A 15,778-nucleotide genomic window follows, 5' to 3' on the forward strand; every position below is an offset into this window, starting at 1 on the left:
CCGACCGCGGGGCGGTCGCGGACACGGCGGCGGCCGACCTGCGGCGGATCGAACGCGACCTGCACGACGGGGCGCAGGCCCGGCCGCCGTGCCACGTCCCGTGCCGCCCGCGGTGGGCGTCGTCAGGAGATCTGGTCGTAGTTGTACTGGCCCTTGTACTGCGGGGCCCAGACCTCGGGCCACGGGGTGCTGGTGCTGCCGCAGGCGCCCAGGACCACGGGGGAGCGGCGGCCGGTGTCCCGGATGCACTGCCCGGTGCTCGCCTCCACGATCTCCCAGCGGTTCGGGTAGGCGTCCGTGCCCCGGTACCTCCAGGTGAAGGTGGAGCAGCCCCAGCCGTTGGCCAGGACCATCGCCGTGCCGGGCGCGGTGCCGCCGCCCTGCGTCCCCAGGCAGTAGACGCCGAACGCACCGATGGTGAAGTTGCCGTTGCCCAGGTTCTGGAAGTGGAAGCGCTGGTGCAGCGCCTCCTTGCAGTCGAAGGTCTGGATGATCGTCCCCTCCTGGGGGCGCCCGCCGCCCTGGATGTCGAGGCACTTCCAGCTGACGGCGGCGTGCAGCTCGTACGTGGCCGCGTCGCGGAAACTCGTCGTGTACCGGATGCCCGGGTTCGCGTCCGCCTGCGCCGGCGACGCCGGCAGCAGCAGGACCAGCAGGCCCATCAGGGCGGCCAACACGCCGTGCCCGCCCAGCCTGCCCAACTTTCGCACCACTCGCTCTCCCCTGTCGTAAGAACGTCCTTGACGCGGAGAACGTAGCGAGATCCGCCGAACCCCCGGTACCCGCCCATTCAGGGGGGTGCCGGGGGTTCGGGCACCGGGTCAGGCGGCGGTCCAGCCGCCGTCCATGGGCACCGAGGTACCGGTGACGTGGCCCGTGTGCGGACCGCAGAGCCACAGGGCGACCGCCGCGACCTCCTCCGGCTCGATCAGCCGCTTGATCGCGGAGCCCCGCAGCAGCACCTCGGAGACGACCTGGGAGGCGGGGATGCCGTGCGCCTCCGCCTGTGCGGCGATCTGCCGCTCCACCAGCGGGGTGCGCACGTATCCGGGGCTCACGCAGTTGCTCGTCACCCCGTGCGGGGCGCCCTCCAGGGCGGTGACCTTGCTGAGCCCCTCCAGAGCGTGCTTGGCGGCCACGTATCCCGCTTTGAAGGCGCTGGCCCGCAGCCCGTGGACGCTGGAGATGTTGACGACCCGCCCCCAGCCGCGCCCGTACATGTACGGCAGGGTCCGCCGCAGCAGCAGGAACGGGGCGGTGACCATCACCCTCTGGATCAGCTCGAACCGCTCGGGCGGGAAGTCCTCGATGGCCGCCACGTGCTGGAGCCCGGCGTTGTTGACGAGGACGTCGGCCTCGGCGGGCAGCCGGCCGACCGCGTCCGGGTCGGCGAGGTCGGCGGTATGGGCCCGCCCGCCGACGAGGTCGGCCACCGCCCCGGCGGCCCGCGCGTCCACGTCCACGACGTGGACGAAGGCGCCCGCGCCCGCGAGGGCCACCGCGCAGGCCCTCCCGATGCCGCTGCCGCCGCCGGTCACCAGGGCCACGCGTCCCGCCAGGACGGGGGCCGTTCCACCGGATGAGGTGCTGATCTCGCTGGTCATGCCCCGAACGTTAGGGAGGTGCGCCACCCCGTGCCGATGTGCGCCGCCGCCACACTCGGCGGCCGCGCTGTGGCGGCGGGCACCACCGGACGACGGCCCGGGACGCGGCGCGTGCGCGCACCCCGGGCCGCCCCTCCTACTGGTGGGGGCGCCAGTTCGGCAGGCCGGCCGACGAGGGGCGCCAGGCCATCACCTGTGCCAGGTGGCGCAGGATCTCCTCCGCCTCCCGTCGGACCTGACCGGGTACGTCGCCGCGCTCGCGTACGAGCTGGGCGTAGATCGGCGCATCACTGCTGGTGCTGCTCACTTAGGATTCACTCCCCTGAAGCCGGCACCGCGGGCCGGGCGGCACAAGTGTAGGCGGCGGCCTGGCGGCAGCCGAACAGAGGTCGGTACGGGCGGATACGGGCGCTCACGAGCACTGGGTCCCGTCCGCCGGAGCGGTGCCCTCGACGAGGAACGCGTCGACGGCCTTGGTGGCGCAGGAGTTCTTCCCGTAGGAGCCGTGCCCCTCGCCCTTCACGGTGAGGTTGACGCCGACGTTCCGGCCGAGCGACTCCGCCATGCGCTTGGCGCCCTCGACGGGGGTGGCCGGGTCTCCCGTGTTGCCGATCACCACGATCGGGGCCGCGCCCTCGGCGGAGACCTGCGGCTTGTCGGAGGTGCCGCGCACCGGCCACTGCGAGCAGCCGAGCAGGCCCTCCACCATCTCCGGCCCGAACACCGGGGAGGCCGCCCGGAAGGCCGCCTCCTGCGCCGTCTTCTCCTCGACGGTGTACCGGCGGCTGGTGTCGACGCAGTTGATCGCCGCCTGCGCGGCGTTCGAGTTGTCGTAGCGGCCGTCCTCGCCGCGCCCGCTGTAGGAGTCCGCGAGCAGCAGCAGGATGTTCCCCGTGCCGAGCTGGCGCAGCTCGCCGAGGCCCTGGACGAGGTACTCCCAGGTCTCCTTGTCGTACAGGCTGGCGGCGATGCCGGTGAGCGCCTGGTCGGAGGTCAGCTTGCGGCCGCTGTCGGTGGAGGCGGGCTTCGCCTTCAGCTTCTCCATCAGCTCGTTGATCCGCTTGTTGCCCTCGGCGTCGCTGGGGCCGGTCGGACAGTTGGCGGTGTACTTGTCCCGGCAGTACTTCATGGCGTGCTCCAGCGCCTGCTGGAAGCCCTTGGCCTGGCCGAGGCCGGCCTGCGCCTCGTCGGCCGTGGGGTCGACGACGGCGTCGAACACGGTGCGGCCGACGTTCTTCGGGAACAGGTGGGCGTAGACGCCGCCCAGCCGGGTGCCGTAGGAGATGCCGAAGTAGTTCAGCTTCTGGTCGCCGAGGACCTGGCGCATCAGGTCCATGTCGCGGGCCGTGTCGGCCGTGCCGACGTGGGGGAGCAGCTTCGCGGACTTCTGCTTGCAGGCGTCGGTGAACTTCTTGATGTCGTCGAGGGTGTTGCCGGAGCCCGGGTCCTCGTCGAGCGTCTTGTCGTCCAGGCACAGCACCGGGGCGCTGCCGCCCACGCCGCGCGGGTCGAAGCTGACCAGGTCGTAGACCGCGCCCAGCTTCTTGTACTCGTCCGCCGCCTGCGGGAGCGTGTGGACGCCGGAGCCGCCGGGGCCGCCGAAGTTGTAGACGAGGGAGCCGATCCGCTTGCCGGGGTCGGTGGCCTTCTTGCGGATCAGGGCCACGTCGATGGTCTCGCCGGCCGGCTTGGCGTAGTCGAGCGGTGCCTTCATGCTCGCGCACTCCCAGGCCGCGCCCGGGGCCTTGCCGCCGCCCTGGGCGGCCGAGGGCGCCGGGCAGGTCCGCCAGTCGGGCTTCTGCCCGGTCAGGGCCGCGGGCAGGGCGGGCAGCGGGGCGGGTGCCGCGGTGGTGGCCGGTCCCGAGGGTTTCGCCTGCGCCGGAGCCTTCGCGTCGCTGCCGCAGGCCGCCAGGGCGGGGACCGCCAGCAAGGAGGCGGCGGCCAGGACCGCCGCCCGGACGGGGCGGCGTATGAGGTGGGGCATGCGTGGGCTCCTGCGCGGTTCGGAGGGCATGGGTAAACGAAGGACAAAGTGTAGGGGCGGATTCCGGCCAGTCGTCCCCGGGGCCGGGCATGATCCGAAAGGCGCGGGCTAGCCCGCGGGGGCGGCGCCTAGGGTGCCGGCCGCGCCGGGGCCGCGCGGGCCGCGGGCACCGGTTCCGGCGCGGGGGGTCCGGCCCTCCGGGTGCGCCTCCGGATGCGGTACGCCGGCCGCCTCCCGGGCCCGGTACCGGCCCGGCGTCGTGCCGAACTCCCGGCTGAAGGCGTGCGACAGGGCGTACGGCGTGCCGTAGCCGACCCGGCGCGCCACCGCGGCCAGCGGGTCGTCGGTGCCGCGCAGCAGGCCGGCGGCGAGGTTCAGCCGCCACCAGGTGAGGTAGGCCATCGGCGGCCGCCCCACCAGCGCCGTGAACCGCCGCGCCAGCGTCGGGCGGGAGACCCCCGCCTCGGCGGCCAGCAGCCCGTTGGTCCAGGGGGCGGCCGGATCCGCGTGCAGCGCCCGCAGCGCGGCGGCCGCCACCGGGTCGCCCAGCACGGCCGGCCAGCTGCCCGCCGTGCCCTCGGCGGTCAGCCAGGAGCGGATCATGTAGACGAGGAGCAGGTCGAGCAGGCTGGGCACCGCGACACCGCTCCCCGGCCGCTGCCCGCCCAGCTCGCGGCCCAGCAGGTCGATCGCGGAGCGCAGCTCGGGGTGGCTGCCCGCCCGGTTCGGCAGGTGCACCACCGGCGGCAGCTCCGCCATCAGCGGATGCGCCCGGCTGCGGTCGAGCCGGTACTTGCCGCACAGCATCTCCACCGCGCCGCCGGCCCCGCCGCCCCGGTCCCCGGTCCGCCGCCACGCCGCCCGGACCGACTCGAACGGCACGGCCCGCGCCACGGCCCGCGCGTCGGCGGGGGAGTCCGCGATCACGTGCCCCGTGCCGTGCGGGAGCAGCACCGCGTCACCCGCGCCCAGCGACACGGGCGGGCCGCCGTCCGGCAGCAGCCAGCAGCCGCCCTCCAGGACGACGTGGAAGCCGGCGCCGTCGTACGGGGCGAACCGCACGCACCAGCTGCCGTCCACCCGCATCCGGTCGGACGAGGGCCTGCCGACCCGTACGGCCGAGATCGCGTCGCTCACCACATCCACCGCGCCAGCCTATCCAGCCCCCGCCCCCGCGTGAGCCGCTCGCGTATTCCGGAGAGCGTCCGGAGCATTGAGCCGCTCACCGGGCCCTCCATACAGTGATGATCATGGATAACGCGAACGGGAACAGCATGGTCCTCGGCGACGTCGAGGTCATCCGGGTGATCGAGTGGCAGGGGCCCTTCGGCCCCGTGGCGGACCTGGTCCCCGATGCGGGGGAGCGGATGTGGAAGGACAACGAGCACTGGCTCGCCCCCGACCACATGCGGGCCGAGGACAGCCGCGCGGTGATGGCCCTGCAGACCTGGGTGCTGCGCAGCGGCGGCACCACCGTGGTCGTCGACACCGGGGTGGGCAACGGGCGCGAACGCCCCGGCGCCCCGCTCTTCCACCGGAGGGAGGGCGACTTCCTGGGGGCCATGGCCCGCGCGGGCGTCGACCCCGGGGACGTCGACTACGTCGTCAACACGCACGTGCACGCCGACCACGTCGGCTGGAACACCGCCCTGGACGCCGGGGAGTGGGTGCCCGCCTTCCCCAACGCCCGCTACCTGATCCCGGCCGCCGACGACCACCACTTCGGCCCGCGCGGCGGGTACGCCAAGGGGGTGCGGGAGGACGACCGGCTGATCTACGAGGACAGCATCGCGCCCGTGCACCGGGCCGGCCGGGCCGTGCTCTGGGAAGGGTCCCACCGCATCGACGAGCACCTCACCCTGGAGGCAGCCCCGGGGCACACCCCCGGTTCGTCGGTGCTGCGGCTGGCCTCGGGCACCGACCGGGCCGTCTTCGTCGGCGACCTCGTCCACAGCCCGGTCCAGATCCTCGCGCCCTCCTGCAACAGCTGCTTCTGCGCGGACCCGCGGCAGGCCGCGGCCACGCGCCGGCAGGTCCTCGGGCGGGCCGCGGAGCTGCGGGAGCTGGTGGTGCCCGCCCACTTCGGCGGCGGGGGAGCCGTCGAGATCCGCCGGGAGGGGGAGGGCTTCGGCATCAGCCGGTGGGCCTGACCCGAGCCGGATTGCGGGGTCGGACCGCCGGACTGTTACGGTCCGGGACATGCCGGAACTGGTCACCCCCACCCCCCGCCTGTACTCCTCCTGGCTCTCCGCACAGGAGGAGTGGGGGCCCGACGCCCACATGGACGGGGCCGGGCTCGGCGCCGACGACGACGTGACGACCGCGCGGGGCTTCGCCGAGTGGACCGAGAAGCTGCGCGGCCGGGCCGACCGCACGGCACCCGTCGAGCAGGGCCTGGTCCACGCCACCCACTGGTGGATGGCCGAGGGCGACACCTACCTCGGCGCCATCGACCTGCGGCACTACCTGAACGCCTTCCTGCTCGACGCGGGCGGCCACATCGGCTACGGCGTCCGCCCCTCGGCGCGCGGACGCGGCCTGGCCGGCTGGGCCCTCGGCGAGGTGCTGCACGAGGCGCGGCTGCTCGGGATGGACCGGGTCCTGCTCACCTGCGACCCCGGCAACGGGGCCTCCGCCCGCACCATCGAGCGGGGCGGCGGCGTCCTGGAAGACGTACGGGAGACCCTGGTCGGCCCCAAGCGCCGCTACTGGATCACCCTCTGACGGGGGAGGCGGCCGGAGCCCCCTGCGCCAGCCCCGAGAGGTCCAGCGCGCGCAGCATGGCGGGCAGGTCCCAGCGGCCGCAGGAACATCCGGCGACCACGTCCTCCAGCGCCCCCGGCGTGAGCCCGCGGCGCGCGGCGGCGTCCAGCAGCGCCGCCGCGGTCTCCTGGCGGTCCTCGAACGGGGCGCAGCGGCAGCCGTCCCAGGTCCCGTAGAGCAGCAGGTCCAGGAACTTCGGGCGGTCGGTGAAACGGCTCATCCCGCAGTCCAGGCCGTCGTCGTCCAGGTCCTCCGGGTAGGGCGCGCGGGCCCAGGTGCCGTCGGCGGACCAGTAGACGCAGCCGAGCTCCCAGCTGCCGACCAGGTCGCGCAGGGTCTCGTACGGCAGCCAGTCCGGGCCCTGGGCCAGCATGTCCACGGCCGGCTCGTGCCACTTGACGGCGCTGGACTCGTCCTCGCCGTAGAGGACGTGCCGGCCCCCGCCCACCGGGGCGAAGGTCCACCAGGTGCAGCCGCCGTCGTCGAGGTGGAGCCCCTCCTCGTCGATCCAGTGCCCGCTGCGGTGCACGCCGTGGCCCTCCGCCTCGGTGTCGGCCTCCAGCACGGCGACCAGGGCCCAGCGCGCCCACAGCTCCTCGGCGGCGGGCAGGTCACCGGGCAGGCCGGGGCGGTTGATGGTCATATCGGTGGAAACCCCCTGGAGGTGACGGCCGTTCGCGGCCCGAGCCTATCGGGCCGGTGCCGCACGGCCGCCGCGGGCCGGAACCCGCGGCGGCCCGCCCTCATCGGGCGTTGCGCTCCGGCAGGTCCACGTCGGCCGGGGCCGGGGCCGGGGTCGCCGCGAAGCCGCGGGCGTTCGCCTTCACCGGCTTCTTGCCGCAGAAGGCCCCTTCGAGGGTGCCGCCCAGGGCGGTGTTCGCCGCGCCCTGGTTCGAGGTGTTCGCCATGGCGCTGAGCGTGCGGGAGCCGTCGCGGGTGGCGAAGGCGTAGGTGTAGAAGCCCTGCACGGTGCCCGTGTGCCCGTACACCGACGTGCCGCACGACAGGTCGTAGCGGCGCAGGCCCAGCCCGTAGAAGCGGGTGTTGGTCGCGTCGGTGGGCGTCATCGTCAGCATCTGGTCCAGCAGGGCGGGCTTGACCAGCTTCCCGCTCACCAGCGCCGACATGAAGGTGCCGAGGTCCGCCGGGTTGGAGATCATCGCACCGGCCGACTGGGCCCACGACACCGTCTGCTCGGTGGAGTCGACCAGCGGGGCGCCGGCCTCGTCCGGGGTGAGGTAGCCGTGCGTGTGCAGTCCCTTGATCTTCGCGTCCGGGTGCACGTACGAGGTGTCGCGCAGCTTCAGCGGCTTGATGATGCGGCGCTCGTACTCCTTGGCCACCGGGCGGCCCGTGGCCTTCTCGATGAGCATGCCGACGACCACGAAGTTGGTGTTCGAGTACTTGTACGCGACTCCCGGCTCCGTCGTGCGCGGCTCGGCCAGGGAGAGCTTCACCAGCTCGTCGTAGCCGAACACCTTGTTCCGCACGGCCTCGAAGCCGGGGACCGTCTTGTCGAACATGGCGTTCGTGTAGTCCGCCAGCCCGCTGCGGTGGCTCAGCAGGTGCCGCACGGTGATCCGGTCGTCGGGCAGCAGCCCGGGCAGGTAGTGGTTGACCGGCTGGTCCAGCTCGATCTTCTTCTCGTCCACGAGCTGGAGCAGCACGACCGTCGAGAACGTCTTGGTGACGCTGCCGATCCGGAAGCGGGCCTGCGGGTCCATGGCCTGGCCGGTGACCTTGTCGCGCACCCCGACCTTCTCGACCAGGGTCTTCTTCCCGTCGCCGATGCGGGCCAGCGCGCCGGGCGCCCCGGCGGCGGTGGTGTTGCGCAGTGCCTGGGCCACGGCCTCCAGATCCGGGTCCGGCAGGGCGGCGGCCGCTCCGGCGGTCTGCGGGAAGGCGGCGGGCGCGGCCTGGGCGGCGGTGGCGGGCACCACGGCGGCGACCGTGGCCAGCAGGGCGGCGCTGACGGCCAGGCGGCGGTTCAGGGGCAGGGACACGTTGTTCCTCTTACTCGGTTGGTGCGGTACCCGGACCCGGGGGCCGGCCGCCGGAGGCGAGGGGCGGCGGGCGGCAGCCCGAGTCGATCAAGGGCTTACGCAAGATGATGCAGACCAGGGCATCTGGGTTCCGCCTGAGGCCCGGTCATTTTGAGCCAGAAAATGGCTTGTTGATGGTCCGTAGGATGGGTGCATGACGACGTACGTGCTGGCCGGCGGCCTGATCCACACCCTGGACGACTTCTGGCGGGTGGTGGGCGAGGCCGTCAACGGCCCCGGCGGCTACTTCGGCAAGAACCTCGACGCCTTCAACGACTGCCTGCGCGGCGGCTTCGGCACACCGGAGGACGGCTCCTTCACGCTGGAGTGGCACGACCACCACCGCTCCCGGCAGGCCCTGGGCCACGCGGAGACCGCCCGGGTGCTGGAGGACCGGCTGCGCCGCTGCCACCCCACCAACCGCGAACGGGTCGCCCAGGACCTGGCGGCCGCCCGCGAGGGCCGCGGCCCGACGGTCTTCGACTGGCTGGTGGAGATCATCGAACACCAGCGCCCGGGCGCCCTCGTGCTCCGCTAGGACGCCGTCGGCCGCACCGGGGGCCGGCGCCGGGCGCCCGGCGGAATCCGCCCGGCCGAAATATGATGGCCCTGGATCTTCGCGTCCCGGGAGCAGGGAGCCATGCACATACCCCGGAGGGGTCAGTGACCCCTCGGCGCCAACCGCACCGGCCCGACAGCGCCGACCTGCTGAGCATGCTGGGCCGGCTCAGCGCCCAGGCGCGGGAAGGGGCGCGGTTCCAGCACGCACGGGTGGAGCTGGCCGAGGCCCTCCAGCGCGAGATGCTGCCCTCCTCCCTGCCCGTCCTGCCGGGGCTGCGCACGGCCGCCCGCTACGCGCCCGCCCAGCACGGCCTGGAGATCGGCGGCGACTGGTACGACGGGTTCCGGGTGGCCGAGGACGCCCTCGCCTTCTCCATCGGCGACGTCCAGGGGCACGACGTGGCCGCCGCCGCCTTCATGGGGCAGGTCAGGGTCTGCCTGCGCGCCGTGGGGGCCGTCGTCGCCGACCCCGGCGAGGTGCTCGGCCGGGCCAACGACGTACTGCTCTCCCTCGACAGCGAGCTGTTCGCCACCTGCAGCCTGCTCCGCTACGACCCGCGCACCGGCGACCTCGCCAGCGCCCGGGCCGGCCACGTGCCGACCGTCTGGGCCACCGCCGCCGGCCGCTACGGCCTCGCCGAGGACGAGGGCGGCCCGCCCCTGGGCACGGTCCCCGGCGCGCGGTACTCCGTCACCCGGCGCCGGCTGACGGAGCCGGGCTCGATCGTCCTGCTCACCGACGGCGTCGTCGAGGGCCCGGCGTTCCCGATCGAGGTGGGCCTGGAGCGGGTGCTGCGGATCGTCCGGGAGGCCGCGGGCGGCGACCCCGACGAGCTGGCCGCCGAGGTGATGAAGGTGGCCGACTCCACCGGCCACGCCGACGACGCCGCGGTGCTCGTCCTCAGCCACGGCACGGCGGGCGCCTGATCCCCGCCGGGCGTGTCACGCCCCGCACCGGCGGCCGGGCTGTTGTCTGATGCTGTGGTGCGCACCGTGCAATGGCGAGGTCCGTCCGAGGCGCTCCTGCGGATCCTCGGGGTCGCCGCCGCCTACTACCTGAGCGGCCGGCTCGGCCTGCTGCGGCAGGTGGTCGTGGAGGGCTCGGTCGTCACACCCCTGTGGCCGCCCACCGGCATCGCCCTCGCCGCCCTGCTCTGGTTCGGGCCGCGGGTCTGGCCGGGCATCGCCCTCGGCACGTACCTCGCCATCGAGGGGATCTCCGCGTTCCGCCCCGTCGACCTCCTCATCGTCCTCGGGAACACCCTGGCCCCGCTGTGCGCGTACGCCCTGCTGCGCGGCGTCGGCTTCCGGCCCGAGATCGACCGGCTCCGGGACGGGCTCGCGCTGGTCTTCGCCGGCGGCCTGCTGCCGATGCTGGTCAGCGCCACCGGCGGCGCCGGGACGCTGCTGCTCACCGGTGACCTGCCGGCGGCGAACTTCTGGGGGGTGTGGTCGGCCTGGTGGGCCGGGGACACCATGGGCGTGCTGCTGGTGACCCCGCTGCTGCTGGTCCTGCGCCGGGCCCGGCCGCCCCGGGACCCCTACCGGGTGGCCGAGGCGCTCGCGCTGATGGCGGCGACGGGGGTGGTGACGGCCGTCGCCGCCCGGAGCGGCCTGTCGCTGCTCTTCCTCGTCTTCCCGCTGCTCATCTGGGCCGCCGTCCGCTTCCAGCTGGCCGGCAGCGCGCCCTGCGCCCTGCTGGTGTCGGTGGTGGCCGTGGGGGCGGCGATCGACCAGGCGGGGCCCTTCGCCCACCACAGCCTGCTGGAGATCATGGTCAACCTCCAGGCGCTCAACGGGGCGGCGGCCCTCACCGGCCTGCTGCTGTCGGCCATGGTCACCGAGCAGAACAACGTCCGCCTCAAGATCGAGGAGGTGTGCGAGGACCTGGCCGAGGTGGTGGCCCACCTCGCCCCCGGCCGGCGGGACGAGTGATCAGGGCAGCGGTACGCCCCGGGCCGTCGTCCACAGCTCGTACCACTCCTCGTGCGTGAGGTCGGGCGCCTCCAGGGCCGCGTCGCGGCAGGCGCGGATCCGGTCGGGGCGGGCCGTGCCGATCACCGGCGCGATGCCCGCCGGGTGTCGCGTCAGCCACCACAGCAGCACCGACTCCGGGGTGGTGCCCTTCTTCCGCGCCAGCTCTTCGAGCAGCGCGGCGGTGGCCCGCTCGGCCGGTGTCCCCTGCCGTCCCGTGAACCGGCCCTGGGCGAGCGCGCCCCAGGCCTGGAGCCGGATGCCGTGGTCGAGGCAGTGCTCCAGCGTCCCGGGGGCGAAGCCGTGGCCGGCGCCCTCGGGGGTGTTGAGCAGCACCCCGGACTCCACCCAGGCGCGGCTGTGCAGGCTCATCTCCAGCTGGTTGGCGACCAGCGGCACGTCCAGGCGCGCCTGGAGGCGGGCGATCTGCGGGGCACCCGTGTTGGAGACCCCGAAGGCGCGGACGAGCCCCCGGCCGTGCAGGGACGTCAGGGCGGCCGCGACCGCGTCCGGGTCGGCCAGGGGGTCGGGGCGGTGCAGCAGGAGCACGTCGATGACGTCGGTCCGCAGCCGTTCGAGGCTCTCCTCGACGCGCCGGACGATGCTCGGGCCCCGCAGGTCGTACATGCCCGGGCCGCCGTCGCGGCCGGGCAGGCGGATGCCGCACTTGGTCTGGAGGGTGATGCGCTCCCGGAGCCCGGGCGTCCGGGCCAGCACCTCGCCGAAGACCGCCTCGGCCTTGCCGTGCCGGTAGATGTCGGCGTGGTCGAAGACGGTGATCCCGATGTCGAGGGCGGCCTGCACGGCCTCCTCGGCGGCGTCGACGTCCCGCGGACCGTACGGGCCGGGCTCCCAGCTCCCGCCCAGCCCCATGCACCCGTACAGCAGCCGCCCGCCGCCCCTGCCCGTCTCCGTGTTCGTCGTCACGGGCCAAAGCCTAGGCAGTGGGGTCAGTGGCGGCGGCGGTGGGTGCGGGCCTGGCAGGTCCACCAGGTGACGGCGCCGATCAGGCCGCCCAGCCACCACAGCAGCACCGCCGGGGCCGCCGCGTACGAGGGCCACATCAGCCACCCCAGCGCCCAGCCGGTGGCGATGACCGCCAGTGGCGGGGCGGCCGCGTAGGCCCACACGGGCGCGCGGCGCACCAGCCGCACGGCCAGGCGGCCGAAGGCGAACGCGGCCAGGGCGAAGCCGTTCAGCAGGAGCAGCCCTGTGAGCCCCATGGTCGGTGCCTCCGGTCTCGGGAACGGGAGGACGATACGCCACCGGCGGGGCCGGGAACGAGATGCTCGACGGCTCCTTGACTCCTCAAGCTTTTTCGTCGATGCTTGAGCAGTCAAGGAGGTAGCAATGAGTGATGCGCTGGATGTGTCCCTGCGCCTGGTGAAGGCCCAGACGGCCCTGGTGCGACGGTTCGACTCCCGGCTGGGGTCCCTGTACGGGGTCAGCCTGGCCGACTTCATGGTCCTGCTCCACCTCGGGCGGGCGGAAGGCGGCCGGATGCGGCGCGTCGACCTCGCCGGGGCGCTGGGACTGACCGCTTCCGGAGTGACCCGGGGGCTGGGTCCGCTGGAGCGGATCGGCCTCGTGGTCCGCGAGGCGGACGCCCGCGACGCCCGCGTCGCCTACGCGGCGCTGACGGACGCCGGCCGCGAACGGCTGGCGGACTGCCTCAAGGCCGCCGGCCAGGTCGCCGACGAGGTGTTCGCGGCGCCCGAGTGGGCCCCGGCCGAGGTCGGGACCCTGAGCGCCCTGCTCACCCGCCTGGGCGGCACCGGCCTGCCCGAGGACCGCGGCGCGGGAGCCTGACCCGGGCACCGGCGTACGGGCCGGAGGGGTGGACCCTCCGGCCCGTACGGCCGTCCGGCGCCTGAGCGCTGTGGTGCGGTGCCGGGCTCCGGCCCGGCCTACCAGTAGTGCCGTCGTCCTCCGACGGTGTGTCCGACGGCTCCCAGGACCCACAGGACGAGACCGATGAGGACCAGGATGAGGCCGATGCTCCAGAGGATGGATATGCCGACGACCCAGCCGACGATCAGTAGGATGACGCCTAGAATGATCATGTCTTTCTCCCATCTCCGGTGGGCGTCTTCCCGCATACCGCGCCGCAATGCATCCACGCGCGGTCGAACCGGAACCGGTCCGCCCGCGGTCCCACGCAGTGACACCGCGACTACTCTGGGGTGAACGCGCGGCGCCGCACGCCGCGAGGATTCGACTCAGGGGGAATGGAATGGCACTTCGGCCTGCCGTCGTCGATCTGCTGGAGCTCAGCCCGGACTTCGTACGCGACCCGTACCCGGTCTACGCCGCACTGCGGGAGCGGGGCCCCGTACACCACGTACTGACCCCCGACGGCGAGCACATGTGGCTCGTCGTCGGCCACGAGGCCTGCCGCGCGGCCTTCACCGACCCGCGGCTGAGCCGCGACTGGCGCCGCTCCGGAGACGTGGGCCAGATCATCAACGCCGAACAGGACGCCCCGGCGCTGGCGCACATGCTGATGTCCGATCCGCCGGACCACACCCGCCTGCGCCGCCTGGTGGCCCGGGAGTTCACCCCCCGGCGCATCGAGGCGCTGGCGCCGCGCATCCAGCAGATCACCGACGGACTCCTCGACGCCATGGAGGCGAACGGCGAGCGCCGCGGCGACCTGGTGGAGGCCTTCGCCTTCCCCCTGCCGATGACCGTCATATGCGAACTCCTGGGCGTCCCCGCCCTGGACCGCGAGGCGTTCCGCGGCTGGTCCAACGAGATGGTCGCCCGCACCAGCGCGGAGGCCGAGGCCCGCGCGTACGACGAGATGCCCCGGTACCTCGGCGGCCTCATCGACGCCAAGCGCGCCGAACCCGGCGACGACCTGCTCAGCGCGATGATCCACGCCGTCGACGAGGGCGGCGACCGGCTCTCGCCCGCCGAGCTGATCGGCATGTGCGTCCTGCTGCTCATCGCCGGGCACGAGACCACCGTCAACATGATCGGCAACGGGATGCGCGCACTGTTCGCCCACCCCGGGCAGTTCGCCGACCTGCGCGCCGACCTCGGCCTGCTGGACGGCGCCATCGAGGAGATGCTGCGCTACGACGGGCCGGTGGAGACCTGCACCGAGCGACTCGCCCTGGAGGACGTGGAGATGGGCGGGACGGTGATCCCCAAGGGGTCCGCCGTCCTGATCGCCATGGCGGACGCGGACCGCGACCCGGCCCGCTTCGAGGACCCGGACCGCTTCGACATCCGCCGCGACGCCCGCGGCCACATCGCCTTCGGCCACGGGCTCCACTACTGCCTCGGCGCGCCGCTGGCCCGGATGGAGGGCCGCATCGCGCTCCGCTCCCTGCTGGAGCGCTTCCCGGACCTGGAGGGCGACGCGGACGCCGCCAAGCTCTCCTGGGTTCCCGGCATGCTGATCCGCGGCGTACGGGAACTGCCCGTCCGCTGGTGACCGGCGCGCCCTACTCCTGGGCCAGCAGGTGCCGTTCGGCCGCCAGGACGGCTTCGTGGGTGGTGGGGCGGCCCATCAGGACGCACAGGGTGTAGGCCACGTCGTCCATGGCCCGCAGCGTGCCCGGATCCGTGGGGGCGGCCGCGAGGCGGGCCTGGCAGCCGCGCAGGCGCGAGAGGACCTCCTCGGTCCGCAGGCGGCTCGGCAGGATCCCCACGCCCCGGAAGGCGCCGGGCGGCAGCGGGGTGCGGGCCGCCTGCACCGCCCGGTGCAGGGCCCGTTCCACCCGCCCGGGCACCGGCAGGCCCAGCGACCCGGCCACCATCGCCTCCGCGGCCTGCGCGGCGGTGATCCGGGCCCGGTCGGCCGCCGCGAGCAGGATCTGCTTCGCCTCGCGGGCCGAACACGGGGCTGCGGCCATCACCAGGCCCAGTGCCCACAGCTCGGTCGGCACCTGCCCGAGCGGCCGTTCCGCGAGGGGAGGGGCCTGCGCCGCGAGCGCGGCGGCGGACGGCGGGTCACCAGGAGACGCCACGTGAGGATCCCTTCGGCGGGGCATGTGCCCTCCCACGCTGACACAGCCCCCCGGGATCCGCATGTCCCGTCCCGCGCGGCCGCCGCCCGTCAGAACGCCGAGTTGGCGAACCAGAGGTCGAGCAGGGCGCCGTCGCCGGCGGTCTCCACGCCCGGTGCGCTGCGGTCCAGCCGGCCGTAGAGCAGGAGCAGCAGGTCCGCGGCCCCCGCCCGGACCTCCGCCTCCGCGGGGACCGCGAGGCCGCCCGCGTCGAGGTCCGCGTCGAGGCCGAAGCCGTCGGGCCGCAGCCGGACCAGCCAACTCCCGCCCGCGCCGTCGGTGCACCGGAACCGGACGGCCTCGCCGGACCCGCGCAGCCGCGCGACCCCAGGCGCGAACAGTGCGGCGAAGGGCAGGTTGGCCAGGAACTCGTCCACGCCGTCCCGCGCGAGCGCGGGGTCGACGACCGAGGGGAGCCCGAGGGCCCGTTCGGCGTCGACGCGGTGCACCAGCGTCTCGAACAGCATCCGGCGGATCCAGAACCGGGCGTGCCCGTCCGCGCCCCAGACCCACATCGGGGCGTCCGGGTCGGTGTCCGCGAAGACCGCGGCCGCCTCGGCGGCGCTGGCCTTCAGCCATTCGGCGTAACCGTCCTGGTGGCCGGGCAGCCGCAGGTCCACCTCGCGGCCGGCCGGGGGCTGCTGGATCCGCTGCCGCAGCAGCACCGAGAACCAGCGGTGCACGCCGCCGGCGTGCCGGACCAGGTCGGCCAGCGTCCAGCCGGGGCAGGTGGGTACGGGGACCGTCAGGTCGGCGTCCGCGAGCAGGGCCGCGAAGCGGGCGGACTCCGCCGCCACCGCCGCCCCGTGGTCGATCCGGTCGGCCGTGTGCATG

General features: G+C 74.2%; 18 protein-coding genes and 1 pseudogene. 7 read left to right on the forward strand and 12 right to left on the reverse strand.

The window, feature by feature from the left end:
* Positions 1–122: 122 nt before the first annotated feature.
* The 5 genes and pseudogenes from ACQKM2_RS21055 to ACQKM2_RS21075 all read right to left on the reverse strand — a co-directional run.
* Positions 123–713, reverse strand: a complete 591-nt coding sequence (locus ACQKM2_RS21055) for an RICIN domain-containing protein (protein WP_427711760.1) — start codon at positions 711–713, stop codon at positions 123–125.
* 108 nt (positions 714–821) lie between these two features.
* A complete protein-coding gene (locus ACQKM2_RS21060; protein WP_427711761.1) occupies positions 822–1,604 on the reverse strand; it encodes a 3-hydroxybutyrate dehydrogenase in 783 nt (260 codons plus the stop codon).
* Positions 1,605–1,740: 136 nt separating this feature from the next.
* Entirely contained in the window at positions 1,741–1,911 is a 171-nt protein-coding gene (locus tag ACQKM2_RS21065; protein WP_007262051.1) for a hypothetical protein, read from the reverse strand.
* 105 nt (positions 1,912–2,016) lie between these two features.
* On the reverse strand, positions 2,017–3,588 hold the full coding sequence (locus ACQKM2_RS21070) for an alpha/beta hydrolase (RefSeq protein ID WP_427711764.1): 1,572 nt from the start codon (positions 3,586–3,588) through the stop codon (positions 2,017–2,019).
* A gap of 228 nt (positions 3,589–3,816) precedes the next feature.
* Positions 3,817–4,734, reverse strand: a pseudogene (locus ACQKM2_RS21075) (AraC family transcriptional regulator); the annotation flags it as partial.
* A gap of 98 nt (positions 4,735–4,832) precedes the next feature.
* Here ACQKM2_RS21075 and ACQKM2_RS21080 point away from each other — a divergent pair.
* Both ACQKM2_RS21080 and ACQKM2_RS21085 read left to right on the forward strand, forming a co-directional pair.
* A complete protein-coding gene (locus ACQKM2_RS21080; protein ID WP_427711766.1) occupies positions 4,833–5,738 on the forward strand; it encodes an MBL fold metallo-hydrolase in 906 nt (301 codons plus the stop codon).
* Positions 5,739–5,787: 49 nt separating this feature from the next.
* Positions 5,788–6,312 carry a GNAT family N-acetyltransferase gene (locus ACQKM2_RS21085; RefSeq protein WP_427711768.1) on the forward strand — a complete coding sequence of 175 codons (525 nt, stop codon included), beginning with the start codon at positions 5,788–5,790 and terminating at the stop codon, positions 6,310–6,312.
* Here ACQKM2_RS21085 and ACQKM2_RS21090 read toward each other — a convergent pair.
* Together ACQKM2_RS21090 and ACQKM2_RS21095 are read right to left on the reverse strand one after the other, a co-directional pair.
* Positions 6,302–6,994, reverse strand: coding sequence for a hypothetical protein (locus ACQKM2_RS21090; protein ID WP_427711770.1), 693 nt, complete (start codon positions 6,992–6,994; stop codon positions 6,302–6,304). The genes ACQKM2_RS21085 and ACQKM2_RS21090 overlap by 11 nt on opposite strands.
* Before the next feature lie 100 nt (positions 6,995–7,094).
* On the reverse strand, positions 7,095–8,354 hold the full coding sequence (locus tag ACQKM2_RS21095) for a serine hydrolase domain-containing protein (protein ID WP_427711772.1): 1,260 nt from the start codon (positions 8,352–8,354) through the stop codon (positions 7,095–7,097).
* A 193-nt stretch (positions 8,355–8,547) separates the two neighbouring features.
* Between ACQKM2_RS21095 and ACQKM2_RS21100 the strand changes: the two genes are divergently transcribed.
* From ACQKM2_RS21100 to ACQKM2_RS21110, 3 genes are all read left to right on the forward strand, one after another.
* A complete protein-coding gene (locus tag ACQKM2_RS21100; RefSeq protein WP_427711774.1) occupies positions 8,548–8,931 on the forward strand; it encodes a barstar family protein in 384 nt (127 codons plus the stop codon).
* Between the two features lie 125 nt (positions 8,932–9,056).
* Positions 9,057–9,881 carry a PP2C family protein-serine/threonine phosphatase gene (locus ACQKM2_RS21105; RefSeq protein WP_427711776.1) on the forward strand — a complete coding sequence of 275 codons (825 nt, stop codon included), beginning with the start codon at positions 9,057–9,059 and terminating at the stop codon, positions 9,879–9,881.
* A 54-nt stretch (positions 9,882–9,935) separates the two neighbouring features.
* A complete protein-coding gene (locus tag ACQKM2_RS21110; RefSeq protein ID WP_427711778.1) occupies positions 9,936–10,889 on the forward strand; it encodes an MASE1 domain-containing protein in 954 nt (317 codons plus the stop codon).
* On the opposite strand, the gene ACQKM2_RS21115 is transcribed toward ACQKM2_RS21110, so the two are convergent.
* Both ACQKM2_RS21115 and ACQKM2_RS21120 read right to left on the reverse strand, forming a co-directional pair.
* Positions 10,890–11,855 (reverse strand): aldo/keto reductase, encoded by a 966-nt coding sequence (locus tag ACQKM2_RS21115; RefSeq protein WP_427711780.1) that lies wholly within the window; start codon positions 11,853–11,855, stop codon positions 10,890–10,892. It lies immediately after the preceding gene.
* A 23-nt stretch (positions 11,856–11,878) separates the two neighbouring features.
* Positions 11,879–12,151: a hypothetical protein gene (locus ACQKM2_RS21120; RefSeq protein WP_427711782.1), complete on the reverse strand. Its 273-nt coding sequence runs from the start codon at positions 12,149–12,151 to the stop codon at positions 11,879–11,881.
* Between the two features lie 127 nt (positions 12,152–12,278).
* Here ACQKM2_RS21120 and ACQKM2_RS21125 point away from each other — a divergent pair, with 127 nt between their 5' ends.
* Positions 12,279–12,737 carry a MarR family winged helix-turn-helix transcriptional regulator gene (locus ACQKM2_RS21125; protein WP_427711784.1) on the forward strand — a complete coding sequence of 153 codons (459 nt, stop codon included), beginning with the start codon at positions 12,279–12,281 and terminating at the stop codon, positions 12,735–12,737.
* A 98-nt stretch (positions 12,738–12,835) separates the two neighbouring features.
* Here ACQKM2_RS21125 and ACQKM2_RS21130 read toward each other — a convergent pair whose 3' ends face one another.
* Positions 12,836–12,991 (reverse strand): DUF6131 family protein, encoded by a 156-nt coding sequence (locus ACQKM2_RS21130; protein ID WP_427711786.1) that lies wholly within the window; start codon positions 12,989–12,991, stop codon positions 12,836–12,838.
* A 170-nt stretch (positions 12,992–13,161) separates the two neighbouring features.
* Here ACQKM2_RS21130 and ACQKM2_RS21135 point away from each other — a divergent pair, with 170 nt between their 5' ends.
* A complete protein-coding gene (locus ACQKM2_RS21135) occupies positions 13,162–14,370 on the forward strand; it encodes a cytochrome P450 family protein (RefSeq protein WP_427711788.1) in 1,209 nt (402 codons plus the stop codon).
* Between the two features lie 10 nt (positions 14,371–14,380).
* Here ACQKM2_RS21135 and ACQKM2_RS21140 read toward each other — a convergent pair whose 3' ends face one another.
* Together ACQKM2_RS21140 and ACQKM2_RS21145 are read right to left on the reverse strand one after the other, a co-directional pair.
* Complete coding sequence (locus ACQKM2_RS21140) at positions 14,381–14,905, reverse strand: DUF5133 domain-containing protein (RefSeq protein ID WP_427711790.1); 525 nt, start codon at positions 14,903–14,905, stop codon at positions 14,381–14,383.
* 89 nt (positions 14,906–14,994) lie between these two features.
* Positions 14,995–15,777: a maleylpyruvate isomerase family mycothiol-dependent enzyme gene (locus tag ACQKM2_RS21145; RefSeq protein ID WP_427711792.1), complete on the reverse strand. Its 783-nt coding sequence runs from the start codon at positions 15,775–15,777 to the stop codon at positions 14,995–14,997.
* Position 15,778: the final 1 nt, after the last annotated feature.

The organism is Streptomyces sp. NPDC004126, assembly GCF_050275515.1.
In the GTDB taxonomy this organism is placed as follows: Bacteria; Actinomycetota; Actinomycetes; order Streptomycetales; family Streptomycetaceae; genus Streptomyces.